13 protein-coding genes are annotated in these 15,412 nt (G+C 60.7%); 7 read left to right on the top strand and 6 right to left on the bottom strand.

The window, feature by feature from the left end:
* Positions 1–56: 56 nt before the first annotated feature.
* From IB250_RS25670 to gatC, 6 genes are all read right to left on the bottom strand, one after another.
* A complete protein-coding gene (locus IB250_RS25670) occupies positions 57–437 on the bottom strand; it encodes a carboxymuconolactone decarboxylase family protein (RefSeq protein WP_192346252.1) in 381 nt (126 codons plus the stop codon).
* Positions 434–1,495 carry a calcium/sodium antiporter gene (locus tag IB250_RS25665; RefSeq protein WP_192346250.1) on the bottom strand — a complete coding sequence of 354 codons (1,062 nt, stop codon included), beginning with the start codon at positions 1,493–1,495 and terminating at the stop codon, positions 434–436. Before IB250_RS25665 ends, IB250_RS25670 begins: the two co-directional genes overlap by 4 nt.
* Positions 1,496–1,545: 50 nt before the next feature.
* Positions 1,546–1,920: a septal ring lytic transglycosylase RlpA family protein gene (locus IB250_RS25660; RefSeq protein WP_123355900.1), complete on the bottom strand. Its 375-nt coding sequence runs from the start codon at positions 1,918–1,920 to the stop codon at positions 1,546–1,548.
* A 148-nt stretch (positions 1,921–2,068) separates the two neighbouring features.
* The gene (gene gatB, locus IB250_RS25655) at positions 2,069–3,514 is read right to left on the bottom strand and encodes an Asp-tRNA(Asn)/Glu-tRNA(Gln) amidotransferase subunit GatB (RefSeq protein ID WP_123498962.1); all 1,446 of its coding nucleotides are present in this window, start codon (positions 3,512–3,514) and stop codon (positions 2,069–2,071) included.
* Positions 3,515–3,524: 10 nt separating this feature from the next.
* On the bottom strand, positions 3,525–4,976 hold the full coding sequence (gene gatA / locus IB250_RS25650) for an Asp-tRNA(Asn)/Glu-tRNA(Gln) amidotransferase subunit GatA (protein WP_192346248.1): 1,452 nt from the start codon (positions 4,974–4,976) through the stop codon (positions 3,525–3,527).
* A gap of 16 nt (positions 4,977–4,992) precedes the next feature.
* Positions 4,993–5,280 carry an Asp-tRNA(Asn)/Glu-tRNA(Gln) amidotransferase subunit GatC gene (gene gatC / locus IB250_RS25645; RefSeq protein WP_047537661.1) on the bottom strand — a complete coding sequence of 96 codons (288 nt, stop codon included), beginning with the start codon at positions 5,278–5,280 and terminating at the stop codon, positions 4,993–4,995.
* A gap of 210 nt (positions 5,281–5,490) precedes the next feature.
* Between gatC and mreB the strand changes: the two genes are divergently transcribed.
* The 7 genes from mreB (at position 5,491) to IB250_RS25610 (ending at position 15,405) form a co-directional block, all read left to right on the top strand.
* Entirely contained in the window at positions 5,491–6,528 is a 1,038-nt protein-coding gene (gene mreB, locus IB250_RS25640) for a rod shape-determining protein MreB (RefSeq protein ID WP_002555108.1), read from the top strand.
* Between the two features lie 142 nt (positions 6,529–6,670).
* On the top strand, positions 6,671–7,807 hold the full coding sequence (mreC, locus tag IB250_RS25635) for a rod shape-determining protein MreC (protein ID WP_192346372.1): 1,137 nt from the start codon (positions 6,671–6,673) through the stop codon (positions 7,805–7,807).
* Entirely contained in the window at positions 7,807–8,298 is a 492-nt protein-coding gene (gene mreD / locus IB250_RS25630; protein ID WP_192346246.1) for a rod shape-determining protein MreD, read from the top strand. The genes mreC and mreD overlap by 1 nt, the downstream gene beginning before the upstream one ends.
* 44 nt (positions 8,299–8,342) lie before the next feature.
* On the top strand, positions 8,343–8,939 hold the full coding sequence (locus IB250_RS25625) for a Maf family protein (protein WP_192346244.1): 597 nt from the start codon (positions 8,343–8,345) through the stop codon (positions 8,937–8,939).
* A 57-nt stretch (positions 8,940–8,996) separates the two neighbouring features.
* On the top strand, positions 8,997–10,454 hold the full coding sequence (gene rng, locus IB250_RS25620) for a ribonuclease G (RefSeq protein ID WP_008067330.1): 1,458 nt from the start codon (positions 8,997–8,999) through the stop codon (positions 10,452–10,454).
* 75 nt (positions 10,455–10,529) lie between these two features.
* Positions 10,530–14,333, top strand: coding sequence for a YhdP family protein (locus IB250_RS25615; protein WP_192346242.1), 3,804 nt, complete (start codon positions 10,530–10,532; stop codon positions 14,331–14,333).
* A 217-nt stretch (positions 14,334–14,550) separates the two neighbouring features.
* Positions 14,551–15,405 carry a carbon-nitrogen hydrolase family protein gene (locus tag IB250_RS25610; protein ID WP_192346241.1) on the top strand — a complete coding sequence of 285 codons (855 nt, stop codon included), beginning with the start codon at positions 14,551–14,553 and terminating at the stop codon, positions 15,403–15,405.
* The last annotated feature ends 7 nt before the right edge of the window (positions 15,406–15,412 follow it).

The raw sequence follows: 15,412 nt of genomic DNA, 5'->3' as shown, positions 1-15,412 counted from the left end.
GTGGGAGCGAGCCTGCTCGCGATAGCAATCTTTCTAACGCTACAAACGCCAGGCTGTTACTCCGGCTTTTGATAGCTATCAATCACTTCCTGCGCCGCCCGAAACGCATCGATCGCCGCCGGCACTCCTGCATACACCGCGCAATGCAGCAGCGCCTCGCGAATTTCTTCCACGGTGCAGCCGTTGTTCAGTGCGCCGCGCACGTGGCCTTTCAATTCTTGCGGGCACTTCAACGCGGTCAGCGCGGCGAGGGTGATCAGGCTGCGGGTTTTCAGCGGCAGACCTTCACGGTTCCAGACCCCGCCCCAGGCGTGTTCGTTGACGAAGTCCTGTAACGGTTGGGTGAATTCGGTGGCATTGCCCAAGGCGCGGTCGACGAAAGCGTCGCCCATCACTTCGCGACGGACCTCAACCCCAGACTTTTTATCAGTGCTCATGGCAATTCCCTCTTGTGGTGTTGGCGACGCCAGGCGCGTAGCGAGGTGAACAGCAAAAACGCCCCCAGCGCCGGCAGGACGAAAAACAGCATCAGGTGTTCAAGCTTGCCGGCCAGTGGCATACCGGTGGTGAACGACACCACGTGCAGCCCATAGGCCAGGTACAAACCCAAGAACAGCAGGCCTTCGGCGCGAGTCACCCGGTAGCCGGAATAGAACACCGGCAGGCACAGCACCGCGACACCGAGCATCACCGGCAGGTCGAAATCCAGGGCGTTCGGCGAGACCGACAGCGGCGACGGCGCGATCAATGCGGTAAGCCCTAGCACGCCCAACAGGTTGAGCAGATTGCTGCCGATTACGTTGCCTACCGCGATGTCCCGCTGACCGCGCAACGCGGCGATCAACGAAGTGGCCAGCTCCGGCAGGGACGTGCTGACGGCGACGATCGTCAGGCCGATGATCCGCTCCGACAACCCCAGGTCGGTCGCAACCGCCACCGCGGCGCCGAGCAGCAAGTGCCCGGCGAATACCAGCATCGCCAGCCCGGCGACAATCATCAGCAGGCTGCCGAACCAGGGTGCCTGCCGTGCGTCATGTGCGCCCGATGGCGGACGGGCCGAGTGCCGCGACTGGCGCAGCAGCAAGCCCAGATACAGCGCCAGCGCGGCCAGCAGCAGCATGCCGTCGAACCGGTTTAGTTCTTCGTTCCATGCCAGTACGAACACCAGCAGGCTGGCGCCAATCATCAGCGGAATATCCAGGCGCACCAATTGCCGCGAAACCCGCAGCGGAATAATCAGCGCCGAGAGCCCGAGGGTGACGAGGATATTGAAGATGCTGCTGCCGATCACGCTGCCAACGGCGATGTCGGCGTTTTGCGCCAGGGTGGCTTGCAGGCTGACCGCCATCTGCGGTGCGCTGCTGCCGAGGGCCACGATGGTCAGGCCGATGATCAGCGGCCGCACATTCAGTCGCGCGGCCAGGCGCACGGCGGCGCGCACCAACAATTCGGCACCGGCGATCAGTAAAAACAGACCGCTGAACAATTCAATCACGCTGATCAGGGGTAAATCGGCAAGTCCGAAAATAGTCAGCGCTCCGTCTATCAGTCGTCGAGGGCTTGCACGCGAACTTTCGCGGTGCCACTGCGCAGCATGCCCAACTGTTCGGCCGCTTCACGTGACACGTCGATCAGGCGCCCACGAGAGTATGGCCCGCGGTCGTTGACGCGCACCACGCAGGACCTGTCGTTATTCAGGTTGGTAATCTTCACCCGGGTGCCGAACGGCAACTGGCGATGGGCGGCTGTCAAGCCGTGCTGGTTGAAACGCTCGCCGCTGGCGGTGCGTTTGCCATGGTGTTTGGCGCCGTAATACGAAGCTACGCCGGTCTTGTCGTAGCCGTGTGGATCGATGGTGTCCGTACTGGCACAACCGGCCAGCAAAGAGAGCAGGGCGCAGGCACTGAGCAGACGCTTCATAAAAGGTATCCCGGAAACAAATGTGGGAGCGGGCTTGCTCGCGAATGCATTCTGACAGTCAACCTTGTGTTGAGTGCCGGACCGCGTTCGCGAGCAAGCCCGCTCCCACAGGGAATGGAGCCAGGTTTGAATGCTGGCTCCATTCTCATCAGCCTTCGAGCTTGCTTTTAAGCAGTTCGTTGACCTGTTGCGGGTTGGCCTTGCCTTTGGAGGCTTTCATGGCCTGGCCGACGAAGAAACCGAACATCTTGCCGCGTTTGGCTTCGTCTGCCGCGCGGTATTGTTCGACCTGCTCGGCGTTGGCCGCGAGCATTTCGTCCAGCACCGCCGAGATCGCGCCGGTGTCGGTCACTTGCTTGAGGCCGCGCTTGTCGATGATCTCGTCTGCGCTGCCTTCGCCGTTGGCCATGGCTTCAAACACCACCTTGGCAATCTTGCCGGAGATGGTGTTGTCCTTGATGCGCAGCAGCATGCCGCCCAGTTGCTCGGCCGAAACCGGCGACTGGTCGATGTCCAGGCCTTGCTTGTTCAACAGGCTGCCCAGTTCAACCATCACCCAGTTAGCCGCCAGTTTGGCGTCGCCGCCGATGCTTGCGACTTTCTCGAAGTAATCGGCTTGTTCGCGGCTGGTGGCCAGGACGCTGGCGTCGTAGACCGACAAACCGAACTGTTCCTGGAAGCGCTCGCGTTTCTGTGGTGGCAGTTCTGGCAGGGTGGCGCGCACGTCGTCGAGGAACGAGTCTTCGATGACCACCGGCAACAGGTCCGGATCGGGGAAATAACGGTAGTCGTTGGCTTCCTCTTTGCTGCGCATCGGACGGGTTTCGTCCTTGTTCGGATCGTACAGACGGGTTTGCTGGATCACCTTGCCGCCGTCTTCGATCAGCTCGATCTGACGCTGCACTTCGGTGTTGATCGCCTTCTCGATGAAGCGGAACGAGTTGACGTTCTTGATCTCGCAGCGTGTACCGAATTCAACCTGACCTTTTGGACGGATCGACACGTTGCAGTCGCAACGCAGCGAACCTTCGGCCATGTTGCCGTCGCATATTCCCAGGTAACGCACCAGTGCATGGACAGCCTTGACGTAAGCCACGGCTTCCTTGGCGCTGCGCATGTCCGGTTCGGAAACGATTTCCAGCAACGGCGTGCCGGCGCGGTTCAGGTCGATACCGGTGGCACCGTTGAACTCTTCGTGCAGGCTTTTACCGGCGTCTTCTTCCAGGTGCGCGCGGGTAATGCCGACGCGTTTGACCGTGCCGTCTTCCAGCGCGATGTCCAGGTGGCCCTTGCCGACGATCGGCAATTCCATCTGGCTGATCTGGTAGCCCTTGGGCAGGTCCGGGTAGAAATAGTTTTTGCGGGCGAACACGTTGTGCTGGCCGATCTCGGCATCGATGGCCAGACCGAACATCACCGCCATGCGCACCGCTTCCTGGTTCAGCACCGGCAATACGCCGGGCATGCCGAGGTCTACCAGGCTGGCCTGGGTGTTCGGCTCGGAACCGAAAGTGGTGGAGCTACCGGAAAAGATTTTCGACCGGGTGGTGAGCTGGGTATGAATCTCCAGCCCGATCACGACTTCCCATTGCATGTGTTTCTCCTCAGAAGCCGGTTGGGGTGCGGGTGTGCCAGTCAGTGTTCAACTGATACTGGTGCGCAACGTTGAGCAAGCGGCCTTCCTGGAAATACGGGGCGAGCAACTGCACGCCGACCGGCAGGCCATCGACAAAACCTGCAGGCATGGACAAGCCCGGCAGACCGGCGAGGTTGGCGGTGATGGTGTAGACGTCTTCCAGGTACGCAGCGACCGGGTCGCTGTTCTTGGCGCCGAGCTTCCAGGCCGGGTTCGGCGTGGTTGGGCCGAGGATAATGTCGACCTCATTGAAGGCCGCCATGAAGTCGTTCTTGATCAGGCGACGGATTTTCTGCGCCTTCAGGTAGTAGGCGTCGTAGTAACCGGCCGACAGCGCGTAGGCACCGACCATGATCCGGCGCTGCACTTCCGGGCCGAACCCTTCGCCACGGGAACGCTTGTACAGGTCTTCCAGGTTTTTCGGGTCTTCGCAACGATAGCCGAAACGCACGCCGTCGAAACGCGACAGGTTGGAAGACGCTTCCGCCGGGGCGATCACGTAGTACGCAGGAATGGCGTGCTGCATGTTCGGCAGGCTGATTTCCTTGATCACGGCGCCGAGCTTTTTCAGCTCTTCGACGCTGGCCATGATCAGGTCGGCGATGCGCGGATCGAGACCGGCGCTGAAGTATTCCTTCGGCACGCCGATGCGCAGGCCTTGCAGCGAAGCGTTGAGGCCGGCGCTGTAATCAGGCACGGGCTCGTCGATGCTGGTGGAGTCCTGCGGGTCGAAACCGGCCATGCCTTGCAGCAGGATCGCGCAGTCTTCGGCGGTGCGGGCCAATGGGCCGCCCTGATCGAGGCTGGACGCGTAGGCAATCATGCCCCAGCGCGAAACACGACCGTACGTCGGTTTCAGGCCGGTGAGGTTGGTCAGCGCGGCGGGCTGACGAATCGAACCGCCAGTGTCGGTACCGGTGGCTGCCGGCAACAGGCGCGCGGCAACCGCAGCCGCCGAACCACCGGACGAGCCGCCCGGAACGTGTTCCAGGTTCCATGGGTTTTTCACCGGGCCGTAGTAGCTCGACTCGTTGGCCGACCCCATGGCGAATTCGTCCATGTTGGTCTTGCCCAGGGTCACGGCCCCGGCAGCAGCCAGTTTGGCGACCACGGTGGCGTCGTACGGTGCTTTAAAGTTGTCGAGCATCTTCGAGCCGCAGCTGGTGCGGATGCCCTGAGTGCAGAACAGGTCTTTGTGCGCGATCGGCGCGCCGAGCAGGGCACCGCTCTCGCCGTTGGCCCGACGAGCGTCAGCGGCTTTCGCCTGCTGCAGCGCCAGGTCTTCGGTGAGGCTGATGAAACTGTTGAGCTGCGGGTCGAGCTGGGCGATACGCGCCAGCAGGACTTTGGTCAGCTCTTCGGAAGAAAACTTTTTATCGGCGAGTCCGCGGGCGATCTCGGCCAGAGTCAATTGATGCATTGCAGGCTCTTTCCCTTTAGTCGATGACTTTCGGAACCAGATACAGGCCGTTTTCGACCGCTGGTGCGATGGACTGATAGGCCTCGCGATGATTGGTTTCAGTCACGACGTCTGCACGCAGGCGCTGGCTGGCTTCCAGTGGGTGGGCCAGCGGCTCGATACCGTCGGTATTGACCGCTTGCATTTCGTCGACCAGCCCGAGAATGCTGTTCAGGGCCGAAGTGATGTGTGGAAGATCGGCTTCATTGAGGCCAAGGCAGGCCAAATGAGCGATTTTTTCCACGTCGGAGCGTTCAAGCGCCATGGGATTCTCCAGTGGAAAACAGAACGGACGGCGTCCGTGTGTTAGATTGTCGGAACACTACCGCATTTCTACGGTCTCAAGGCCGCGATTGTGGGGCTTGGTGCACAGAAAAGCGGCCAATTTAACATATTGGCGCCTTGCCCAAAATCCCTGTCGTTGTTAGAGTTTGCCGCACTTTTTTACCCACGCGTTGCCTAGGGTCCCTTTCCCATGTTCAAGAAACTGCGTGGCATGTTTTCCAGCGATCTTTCCATTGACCTGGGCACTGCCAACACCCTTATTTACGTGCGCGAGCGCGGTATCGTCCTGAATGAGCCATCGGTTGTGGCTATTCGGACACACGGTAACCAGAAAAGTGTCGTTGCTGTCGGCACCGAGGCCAAGCGTATGCTCGGCCGTACGCCGGGCAACATTGCTGCCATTCGTCCGATGAAGGACGGTGTGATCGCCGACTTCAGCGTCTGCGAAAAAATGCTGCAGTACTTTATCAACAAGGTTCACGAAAACAGCTTTCTGCAGCCTAGCCCTCGTGTGCTGATCTGCGTTCCATGCAAATCCACCCAGGTTGAGCGTCGTGCCATCCGTGAATCGGCCCTTGGTGCCGGTGCCCGTGAAGTGTTCCTGATCGAAGAGCCGATGGCCGCTGCGATCGGTGCCGGCCTGCCGGTTGAAGAAGCTCGCGGTTCGATGGTTGTCGATATCGGTGGCGGTACCACTGAAATCGCGCTGATCTCCCTCAACGGTGTGGTCTATGCCGAATCCGTACGGGTTGGCGGCGACCGCTTCGACGAAGCGATCATCACCTACGTGCGTCGCAACTACGGCAGCCTGATCGGCGAATCCACCGCCGAGCGCATCAAACAGGAAATCGGTACGGCTTACCCGGGCGGCGAAGTTCGCGAAGTCGACGTTCGTGGCCGTAACCTGGCCGAAGGCGTTCCACGCGCATTCACCCTGAACTCCAATGAAGTGCTGGAAGCTCTGCAAGAGTCCCTGGCCACCATCGTTCAGGCCGTGAAAAGTGCACTGGAGCAATCGCCTCCGGAGCTGGCGTCCGATATTGCCGAACGTGGTCTGGTACTGACCGGTGGTGGCGCCTTGCTGCGCGACCTCGACAAGTTGCTGGCCCAGGAAACCGGTCTGCCGGTGATCGTCGCCGAAGACCCGTTGACCTGCGTTGCACGCGGCGGTGGCCGCGCATTGGAAATGATGGATAAACACACCATGGATCTGCTTTCCAGCGAATAAGTCGCCGGATCGCCTCTATGCTGTTGAGCGCGCAGGCAGCACTTTGCAGTGCTGCCTGTTGCGTTTATCTTCTGTCAGTCTGCATCCAGGCCGGTTTGATGCCGTATGAATAAAGAGAACATTTGCCTGGGAGGAGCGGCTTATTAAACCGCTTTTCACCAAAGGCCCCTCACTGGGCGTGCGCTTGTTGGTGCTGGCCGTGCTATCGGTCGCGCTGATGGTGGTCGATGCCCGCTTCACACTGCTCAAGCCAGTGCGTAGCCAAATGTCGCTGGTGCTGATGCAGTCTTACTGGATCACCGACCTGCCGCAGCGGCTATGGCAAGGTGTGGCCAGCCAATTTGGCAGCCGGACCGAACTGGTCGCCGAAAACGAAAAACTCAAAACCGAAAACCTGCTGTTGCAGGGCCGCATGCAAAAGCTGGCCGCCCTCACCGAGCAGAACGTTCGGCTGCGCGAGTTGCTCAACTCTTCCGCGCTGGTCAACGAAAAGGTCGAAGTGGCCGAGTTGATCGGCATGGACCCCAACCCCTTTACCCATCGCATCATCATCAATAAAGGTGAGCGCGACGGTGTGATCCTCGGTCAGCCGGTACTCGATGCCCGCGGCCTGATGGGGCAGGTGGTCGAGTTGATGCCGTATACCTCCCGCGTACTGTTGCTGACTGACACCACTCACAGCATTCCGGTGCAGGTGAACCGTAACGGTCTGCGGGCGATTGCCAGCGGCACCGGTAACCCGGAGCGCCTTGAGCTGCGTCATGTGGCCGATACCGCCGACATCAAAGAAGGCGATTTGCTGGTCAGCTCCGGCCTCGGTCAGCGTTTCCCGGCAGGTTACCCGGTGGCGACGGTCAAGGAAGTGATTCACGATTCCGGTCAACCATTCGCCATCGTCCGTGCGGTGCCGACCGCTGCATTGAACCGCAGCCGTTATCTGTTGTTGGTATTCAGTGACGGACGCACGCCTGAGGAACGCGCCAACGACGCCGCTCAGGCTCAGGAAGCGCTGGACCAGCATGGCGGTGGGCCGATCATTCCCGCAACCGTGCCCAAACCTGCCGTGTCGGTGATACCGGCTGCCGTGGCTGCTCCGGCTGCTCCGGCGGTTGCACCTGCTGCCGCAACCCCGGCAAAACCAGCCGCTGCTCATGCTGCCAGCAAGCCACCCGCGTCGGCACCGGCCGCCGTCAAACCACCGGCGGCCCAACCCGCTGCCGTGAAGCCAGCTGCCAAACCGCCTGTTTCTGCGCCGGCTACCACTGGGGGAAGAGAATAATGGGCGGTACTACTTCATCCCGAAATGACTGGATGGTCTGGTTGACCTTCGTCATCGGCCTGCTGCTCAGCGTCTCGCCGCTGCCGCAGTTCATGGAAATCCTGCGCCCTCTATGGCTGGCCTTGCTGTTGGCCTTCTGGGCGCTGGCCCTGCCGCAGAAAGTCGGCATGGTGACCGCCTGGTGCCTGGGGCTGGCCGAAGATGTGCTGTATGGCACGTTGCTGGGCCAGAACGCGTTGATCCTCACACTCATCACCTTCCTGGTGCTATCGCTGCAACAGCGCCTGCGCATGTTCCCGATGTGGCAACAGAGCCTGGTGATCCTGGTGATTTTCGGCCTCGCCCAACTGGTTCAGTTGTGGCTGAGTGCCTTGACCGGCAATCGACAGCCGACCCTGGCACTGGTGTTACCGGCGCTGGTCAGCGCGTTGCTCTGGCCCTGGATCAGCTACGGTTTGCGCGGTTTGCGTCGACGCTACAAAATCAATTAATTCGGTCAGGCATTTGCCCATAACCTCGACAGGGAGATGTCTTGATGAAACAGCTGTACCTCGCCTCAGGCTCGCCGCGTCGGCGTGAACTGCTCACGCAGATCGGCGTGCCGTTCTCCGTCATCAGCGCAGACATCGATGAAACCCCTTTACCTGAAGAATGCCCATCGGCCTATGTCGAGCGCCTGGCGCGCAGCAAGGCCGAGGCCGGGCATGGCACGGTCTTGTCCGACGCCGATTTCTGCGTGCTGGGTGCCGACACCGCCGTGGTGCTGGACGGGAAAATTCTCGGCAAGCCGGTGGACGAAGCCGACGCATGCGCCATGCTTATGCTGTTGTCCGGGCGCGAACATGAAGTGCTGACTGCGATTGCGGTGCGCAATGGCGAGCGTTGCGAGTCTTCGGTGGTGCGCAGCCTGGTGCGTTTTCGCACCATCGACCGTGCCGAAGCCGCGGCCTATTGGGCCAGCGGCGAACCCCGGGACAAGGCGGGCGGTTACGGGATTCAAGGACTGGGCGCGGTGTTCGTCGCCGGGCTTAATGGCAGCTACTCGGCGGTGGTCGGATTGCCGTTGTGCGAAACCTGCGAGCTGCTCGGCCATTTCGGCATACCCTGTTGGCAAACCTTTAACGCGCGTTGAGCGTCGTACTGACAAGATGCGGCCATTATCGTGAACATGCCTGAACGAGACCCTGCCATGAGTGAAGAGATCCTGATCAACATCACGCCGATGGAATCGCGCGTGGCGGTGGTCGAAAACGGTGTCCTGCAAGAGGTCCATGTCGAGCGCACGCAAAAGCGCGGGATCGTCGGCAACATCTATAAAGGCAAAGTCGTGCGGGTATTGCCAGGCATGCAGGCCGCCTTCGTCGATATCGGTCTGGATCGCGCCGCGTTCATTCATGCCTCGGAGATTTCTCTTCGCGAAGGCCCGACGGTGGAAAGCATCAGCGCGCTGGTTCATGAAGGTCAAAGCCTGGTGGTGCAAGTCACCAAGGACCCGATCGGCTCCAAAGGCGCACGCCTGACCACGCAATTGTCGATTCCGTCGCGCTATCTGGTGTACATGCCGCGCACCGCCCACGTCGGCATTTCCCTGAAGATCGAGGACGAAGCCGAGCGCGAACGTCTCAAGCAGGTGGTTACCGACTGCGTGGCCAAAGAAGGCATCAAGGAGGCCGGCGGTTTCATTTTGCGTACCGCTGCCGAAGGGGCCGGGGCCGATGAAATTCTCATGGACATCCGCTATCTGCGCAGGCTCTGGGACCAGATCAACGAACAGATCAAGACCATCAGCGCGCCGAGTGTGATTTACGAAGACCTCGGCCTTGCGCTACGCACCTTGCGTGACCTGGTGAGCCCGAAGATCGAGAAGATCCGCATCGATTCCCGGGAAACCTTCCAGAAAACCACGCAATTCGTCGCCGAATTGATGCCGGAGATTGCCGACCGTCTGGAGCATTACCCTGGCGAACGGCCGATCTTCGACCTGTACGGTGTCGAAGACGAAATCCAGAAAGCCCTGGAGCGCAAGGTACCGCTCAAGTCCGGCGGCTATCTGGTGGTCGATCCGGCGGAAGCCATGAGCACCATCGACGTCAATACCGGGGCCTTTGTCGGTCATCGCAACCTCGAAGAAACCATCTTCAAGACCAACCTCGAAGCCGCCACCGCCATTGCCCGTCAGCTGCGCCTGCGTAATCTGGGCGGGATTATCATCATCGACTTCATCGACATGGAAGATGAAGAACATCAGCGTCAGGTGTTGCGAACCCTCGAGAAGCAACTGGAACGCGATCACGCCAAGACCAACATCATCGGCATCACCGAGTTGGGCCTGGTGCAGATGACTCGCAAGCGCACCCGCGAGAGTCTTGAGCAAGTGCTGTGCGAACCGTGCAGCAGCTGCCAGGGTCGCGGTAAGCTCAAGACGCCGGAAACCGTGTGCTATGAGATCTTCCGCGAAATCCTGCGCGAGGCCCGGGCCTATCAGGCCGAAGGCTATCGGGTGCTGGCGAATCAGAAAGTGGTCGACCGTTTGCTCGACGAAGAGTCGGGCAATGTCGCCGAGCTCGAAGGCTTTATCGGGCGCACCATTCGGTTCCAGGTGGAAACCATGTACTCCCAGGAACAATACGACGTGGTGTTGCTCTGAATCGTTGTGTTTCACCTCCACTAGAACGGCTGGCCTCAGCTTTTTGCAGTATTTTTGCCATGGGAGCCAACTGACATGGACCGTCTGACACGCATTTTGGCCGCACTGACCCGCTGGGGTCTGGGCCTGTGTGCGTTGGTTTTAGTGCTGATGGCGTTGTTCGTCAGCCTCGGCCGAGAGCTGACGCCGCTGGTGGCCGAGTACCGTGCCGACGTCGAAGACAAAGCCAGCGATGCCTTGGGCATGCCCCTGCAGATCGGCAAGCTGGAAGGCAACTGGAGCGGTTTCGCCCCAGTTCTTTTGGCCCATGACGTGATGGTTGGCGCGGGTTCCAATGCCTTGCGCCTGGATCAGGTGCGCGCGGTGCCGGATCTCTGGGCCAGCCTGCTGGCGCGCGAAGTGCGCATCGCACACCTGGAACTCAACGGCCTGAAAATCAGCCTCAAGGAAGGTGAGGACGGTCATTGGGCGCTGGAAGGTTTGCCGGTGCAGCAGGACCAGCCGCTGAACCCGGAGCAACTGCTCAATCGCATGCAGAGGGTCCAGCAGCTGTCGGTACTCGACAGTCAGATCACCTTGCAGCCGTTGGGGGAGTCGCCGCTGACCCTGACCTACGTCGGCCTGAATCTGAAAACCGGTCCATCGCGCCAGCGGCTCGATGCCCGTTTGACCCTGCCCGACGGCCAGCCAGTGGCGATGAGCCTGCGCACCCGTTTGCGCGCTGCCCAATGGAAGGACGGCGAAGCGGACGCTTACCTGAGCCTGCCGCAAAGCGATTGGTCGAAATGGTTGCCCGAGCGCCTGACCCAGCAATGGAATTTTTCCGAGATCAAGGCCGGTGGCGAGTTCTGGATGAACTGGAGCAAGGGCACCGTGCAACGCGCCGCGATTCGCTTGAACGCGCCGCAACTCAAGGGCGCCTATGCCGAGCGCAAGCCGATCCAGATCAATAATCTGGCGCTGAACGGGTATTTCCAGCGCAGTTCCACAGGCGTTCTGGTGACCCTGGATTCTCTGGCCATGAGCCTGGGTGACAGCCGCTGGGAATCGAAACTGCAATTTCAACAAACTGCCGCGACGGACAAGGCGCCAGAGCTCTTGCATCTGCAAGCTGACCGTCTCGATCTCACACCGCTCACTCCGCTGCTGAACGCATTGGGCCCACTGCCCGAAGGGATCGCCACGGCGGTCGAGCGGCTCAAGGTCACCGGAGTCTTGCGCAATGTGCTGATCGACTTCCGCCCAGCCGCTACCGATGACACTAAATTCAGTTTTGCCGCCAACCTGGAAAAAGTCGGCTTCGACGCTTATCGCGGTGCACCAGCGGTGCGAAATGTCAGTGGCAGCATCAGCGGCGACCTCGGGCAGGGCGAACTGCGCATGGACAGCAAGGATTTCTCCCTGCATCTGGACCCGATTTTCGCCAAGCCATGGCAATACATTCAAGCCAACGCCCGGTTGACCTGGAAACTCGACAAAGAAGCTTTCACCCTGATCTCGCCGTACCTGAAGGTGCTGGGCGAAGAGGGCAAGATTGCCGGCGATTTCCTGATCCGCCTGCATTTCGATCACACCCAGGAAGATTACATGGACCTGCGGGTCGGCCTGGTCGACGGCGACGGTCGCTACACTGCCAAGTACCTGCCGACGGTTCTCAGCCCGGGGCTGGACGAATGGCTGCGCACCGCGATTCTCAAAGGCGCGGTGGATGAAGGCTTCTTCCAGTACCAGGGTTCGCTGAACCACGGGGCCGCCGAAACGGCTCGCAGCATCAGCTTGTTTTTCAAGGTCCACGATGCCGAGCTGGCGTTTCAGCCGGGCTGGCCGCATGTCAGCAAGGTCAGCGGCGATGTGTTCATCGAAGACAGCGGCGTGCGGATCCTCGCGAGCGAGGGCCAATTGCTCGACACCCAGGTCAGCGACGTCTACGTCAATATTCCTCGTGTGCCTGCCGGGCAGAGCACTCATCTGTTCCTCGATGGCGCGTTCGCTGGCGGGTTGGGCGATGGCCTGAAGATTCTGCAAGAAGCGCCAATCGGCACCGCCGACACGTTTGCTGGCTGGGAAGGCGAGGGCGATCTGCAAGGCAAGCTCAAGCTCGATATCCCGCTGGTCAAAGGCGAGCAGCCGAAAATCCTCGTCGACTTCAAAACCGCCAAGGCCCGTTTGAAGCTCAGTGAGCCCACCCTCGAACTGACGCAACTCAAGGGTGATTTCCGTTTCGACAGCACCAAGGGGCTGAGCGGGCAAAAGATCACGGCGCGAGCCTTCGACAAGCCGGTGACCGCACAGATATTCGCTGAAGGCAGCCCGGGCAAGCTCAACACTCGGGTCGCGGCGACGAGTGAGGTCGAGGTCAAAAAACTGACTGAATGGCTGAATGTCACTCAGCCATTGCCGGTGACGGGGACGATCCCTTATCAGCTGCAACTGAACCTTGATGGCGCCGACAGCCAATTGATGGTCAGCTCCAACCTCAAAGGCGTGGCGGTGGATTTGCCGGCGCCGTTCGGCATGGCGGCCGATGTCGGGCGCGACACCGTGTTCCGCATGACCTTGCAAGGCCCGGAGCGGCGTTACTGGGTCAACTACGGTGAACTGGCGAACTTCACGTTTGCGGCGCCGACCGGCAATTTCGCCGACGGTCGCGGCGAGTTGCTTCTCGGTGGCGGCAACGCCGTGTTACCCGGCGCCAAAGGCTTGCGCGTGCGTGGGGTACTGTCCGAGCTGGATGTCGCCCCTTGGCAGGATCTGCTGACCAAGTATGCCGGTCAGGATCCGGGCGGCAGTGCCAAACAGTTGCTCAGTGGCGCGGATTTGAAGGTTGGAAAACTCACTGGTTTTGGCACCACCCTCGATCAGGCGTCGGTGCAGTTGGCGCGCAAACCGGTCGCGTGGGCCCTGCAACTCGACAGCCAGCAGGCCAAGGGCAGCGTCGGAATTCCCGATGCGAAAGCCGCACCGATTGCGGTCAATCTGCAGTACGTACGTTTGCCGGCACGAGACCCTACCGCGCTGGCTGACGAGAATTCGCCGGATCCGCTGGCCACGGTGGACCCGACGAAGATCCCGGCGCTGGATGTCACTATTAATCAGCTGTTCCAGGGGCCGGATCTGGTGGGCGGGTGGCACCTGAAGGTTCGGCCGACCGACAAGGGCGTCGCCTTCAATGCCCTTGATCTGGGCCTCAAGGGCATTCTCTTGCGGGGCAGCGGTGGCTGGGAAGGCGTGCCGGGTAACTCCAGCAGTTGGTACAAGGGCAGAGTCAGTGGCAAGAACCTTGCCGACGTGCTCAAGGGCTGGGGATTTGCACCGAGCGTCACCAGCGAAGAGTTTCATATGGACGTCGATGGTCGTTGGCCTGGGTCACCCGCGTGGCTGGCCACCAAACGCTTCTCCGGCAGCCTTGATGCGTCGCTGAATAAAGGTCAGTTCATTGAAGTCGAGGGCGGTGCTCAGGCGCTGCGGGTATTTGGCCTGCTCAACTTCAACTCCATTGGCCGCCGCTTGCGCCTGGACTTTTCCGACCTGTTCGGCAAAGGCTTGAGCTATGACCGGGTCAAAGGCTTGCTGGTTGCCAGTAACGGCGTCTACGTGACCCGTGAACCCATTCTGCTGACCGGGCCGTCGAGCAATGTGGAGCTCAACGGAACGCTGGACCTGGTGGGTGATCAGATCGATGCCAAGTTGTTGGTGACTTTACCGGTGACCAACAATCTGCCGATTGCCGCGCTGATCGTCGGTGCACCGGCCGTCGGCGGGGCGCTGTTCCTGATCGACAAGCTGATCGGTGACCGCGTGGCGCGCTATGCCAGCGTCAAATACACCGTCAAAGGCCCATGGAAAGATCCGAAAATCACCTTCGACAAGCCTTTTTGAATTCTTTTGAAAAAGCACTCCTTGGGCCTATGGAGTAGCATGTCCGTACGTTCGAATGCGCCGACGCTAATCCCTGTAGGAGCGAGCGGTGCGGCGGTCCGACTTGCCCGCGAACCGACGCACTGCGGTGCGTCAGGAAAGACGCCTTCGCGGGCAAGTCGGACCGCCGCACCGCTCGCTCCTACAGGTCATGTGTTGTTTGAGTAAGGAAATGGCCATGTCTGTAGCGGTGATTCAAATGGTCAGCCAGAGCGACGTGCTGGTCAATCTGGCCCAGGCCCGTCGTCTGCTTGAGCAGGCGGCGAGCGGTGGCGCGCGGCTTGCCGTGCTGCCGGAAAACTTCGCTGTCATGGGCCGGCGCGACATTGCCGACATCGGCCGCGCCGAAGCCTTGGGCGAAGGCCCGATCCTGCCGTGGTTGAAACAGACCGCCCGCGACCTCAAGTTATGGATAGTGGCCGGCACATTGCCGTTGCCGCCGGTGGATCAACCGACGGCCAAAGTGCATGCATGCTCGTTGCTGGTGGATGACCGCGGCGAAACCGTTGCACGGTATGACAAGCTGCACCTGTTCGACGTAGACGTGGCGGATAATCGCGGGCGTTATCGCGAATCCGATGACTATGCTTATGGCAGTGGTGTGGTAATTGCCGACACTCCGGTCGGTCGAGTCGGCCTGACGGTGTGTTATGACCTGCGTTTCCCGGAGCTGTACAGCGAATTGCGTGCGGCCGGCGCGGAGTTGATCACCGCGCCGTCGGCCTTTACCGCGGTGACCGGCGCGGCCCATTGGGAGGTGCTGATTCGCGCGCGGGCCATCGAAACCCAGTGTTACATGCTCGCGGCCGCCCAGGGTGGAACGCATCCGGGGCCACGAGAAACCTTTGGTCACGCCGCCATCGTCGACCCATGGGGGCGTGTGCTGGCGCAACAGGATCAAGGCGAGGCCGTGCTGCTGGCCCAACGCGACAGCAGCGAACAGGCGTCTATCAGGGCGCGGATGCCGGTGTCCACTCACCGGCGCTTTTTCTCGCAGGGCGCCCAGCGACCTGCATCAGAACGACGAATTTAAGGCGTAA

It is taken from the genome of Pseudomonas sp. PDM09, assembly GCF_014852305.1.
Classification (GTDB): Bacteria; Pseudomonadota; Gammaproteobacteria; order Pseudomonadales; family Pseudomonadaceae; genus Aquipseudomonas.
The sequence above is the reverse complement of the archived record's forward strand: the minus strand, read 5'-3'. Positions and strand labels throughout refer to the sequence as shown.

What these genes read in the sequence shown, in the direction of transcription:
- IB250_RS25670 (WP_192346252.1), bottom strand. Translation starts at nt 437, where the DNA reads ATGAGCACTGATAAAAAGTCTGGGGTTGAGGTCCGTCGCGAAGTGATG.
- IB250_RS25660 (WP_123355900.1), bottom strand. Translation starts at nt 1,920, where the DNA reads ATGAAGCGTCTGCTCAGTGCCTGCGCCCTGCTCTCTTTGCTGGCCGGT.
- gatB (WP_123498962.1), bottom strand. Translation starts at nt 3,514, where the DNA reads ATGCAATGGGAAGTCGTGATCGGGCTGGAGATTCATACCCAGCTCACC.
- gatA (WP_192346248.1), bottom strand. Translation starts at nt 4,976, where the DNA reads ATGCATCAATTGACTCTGGCCGAGATCGCCCGCGGACTCGCCGATAAA.
- gatC (WP_047537661.1), bottom strand. Translation starts at nt 5,280, where the DNA reads ATGGCGCTTGAACGCTCCGACGTGGAAAAAATCGCTCATTTGGCCTGC.
- mreB (WP_002555108.1), top strand. Translation starts at nt 5,491, where the DNA reads ATGTTCAAGAAACTGCGTGGCATGTTTTCCAGCGATCTTTCCATTGAC.
- mreD (WP_192346246.1), top strand. Translation starts at nt 7,807, where the DNA reads ATGGGCGGTACTACTTCATCCCGAAATGACTGGATGGTCTGGTTGACC.
- IB250_RS25625 (WP_192346244.1), top strand. Translation starts at nt 8,343, where the DNA reads ATGAAACAGCTGTACCTCGCCTCAGGCTCGCCGCGTCGGCGTGAACTG.
- rng (WP_008067330.1), top strand. Translation starts at nt 8,997, where the DNA reads ATGAGTGAAGAGATCCTGATCAACATCACGCCGATGGAATCGCGCGTG.
- IB250_RS25615 (WP_192346242.1), top strand. Translation starts at nt 10,530, where the DNA reads ATGGACCGTCTGACACGCATTTTGGCCGCACTGACCCGCTGGGGTCTG.
- IB250_RS25610 (WP_192346241.1), top strand. Translation starts at nt 14,551, where the DNA reads ATGTCTGTAGCGGTGATTCAAATGGTCAGCCAGAGCGACGTGCTGGTC.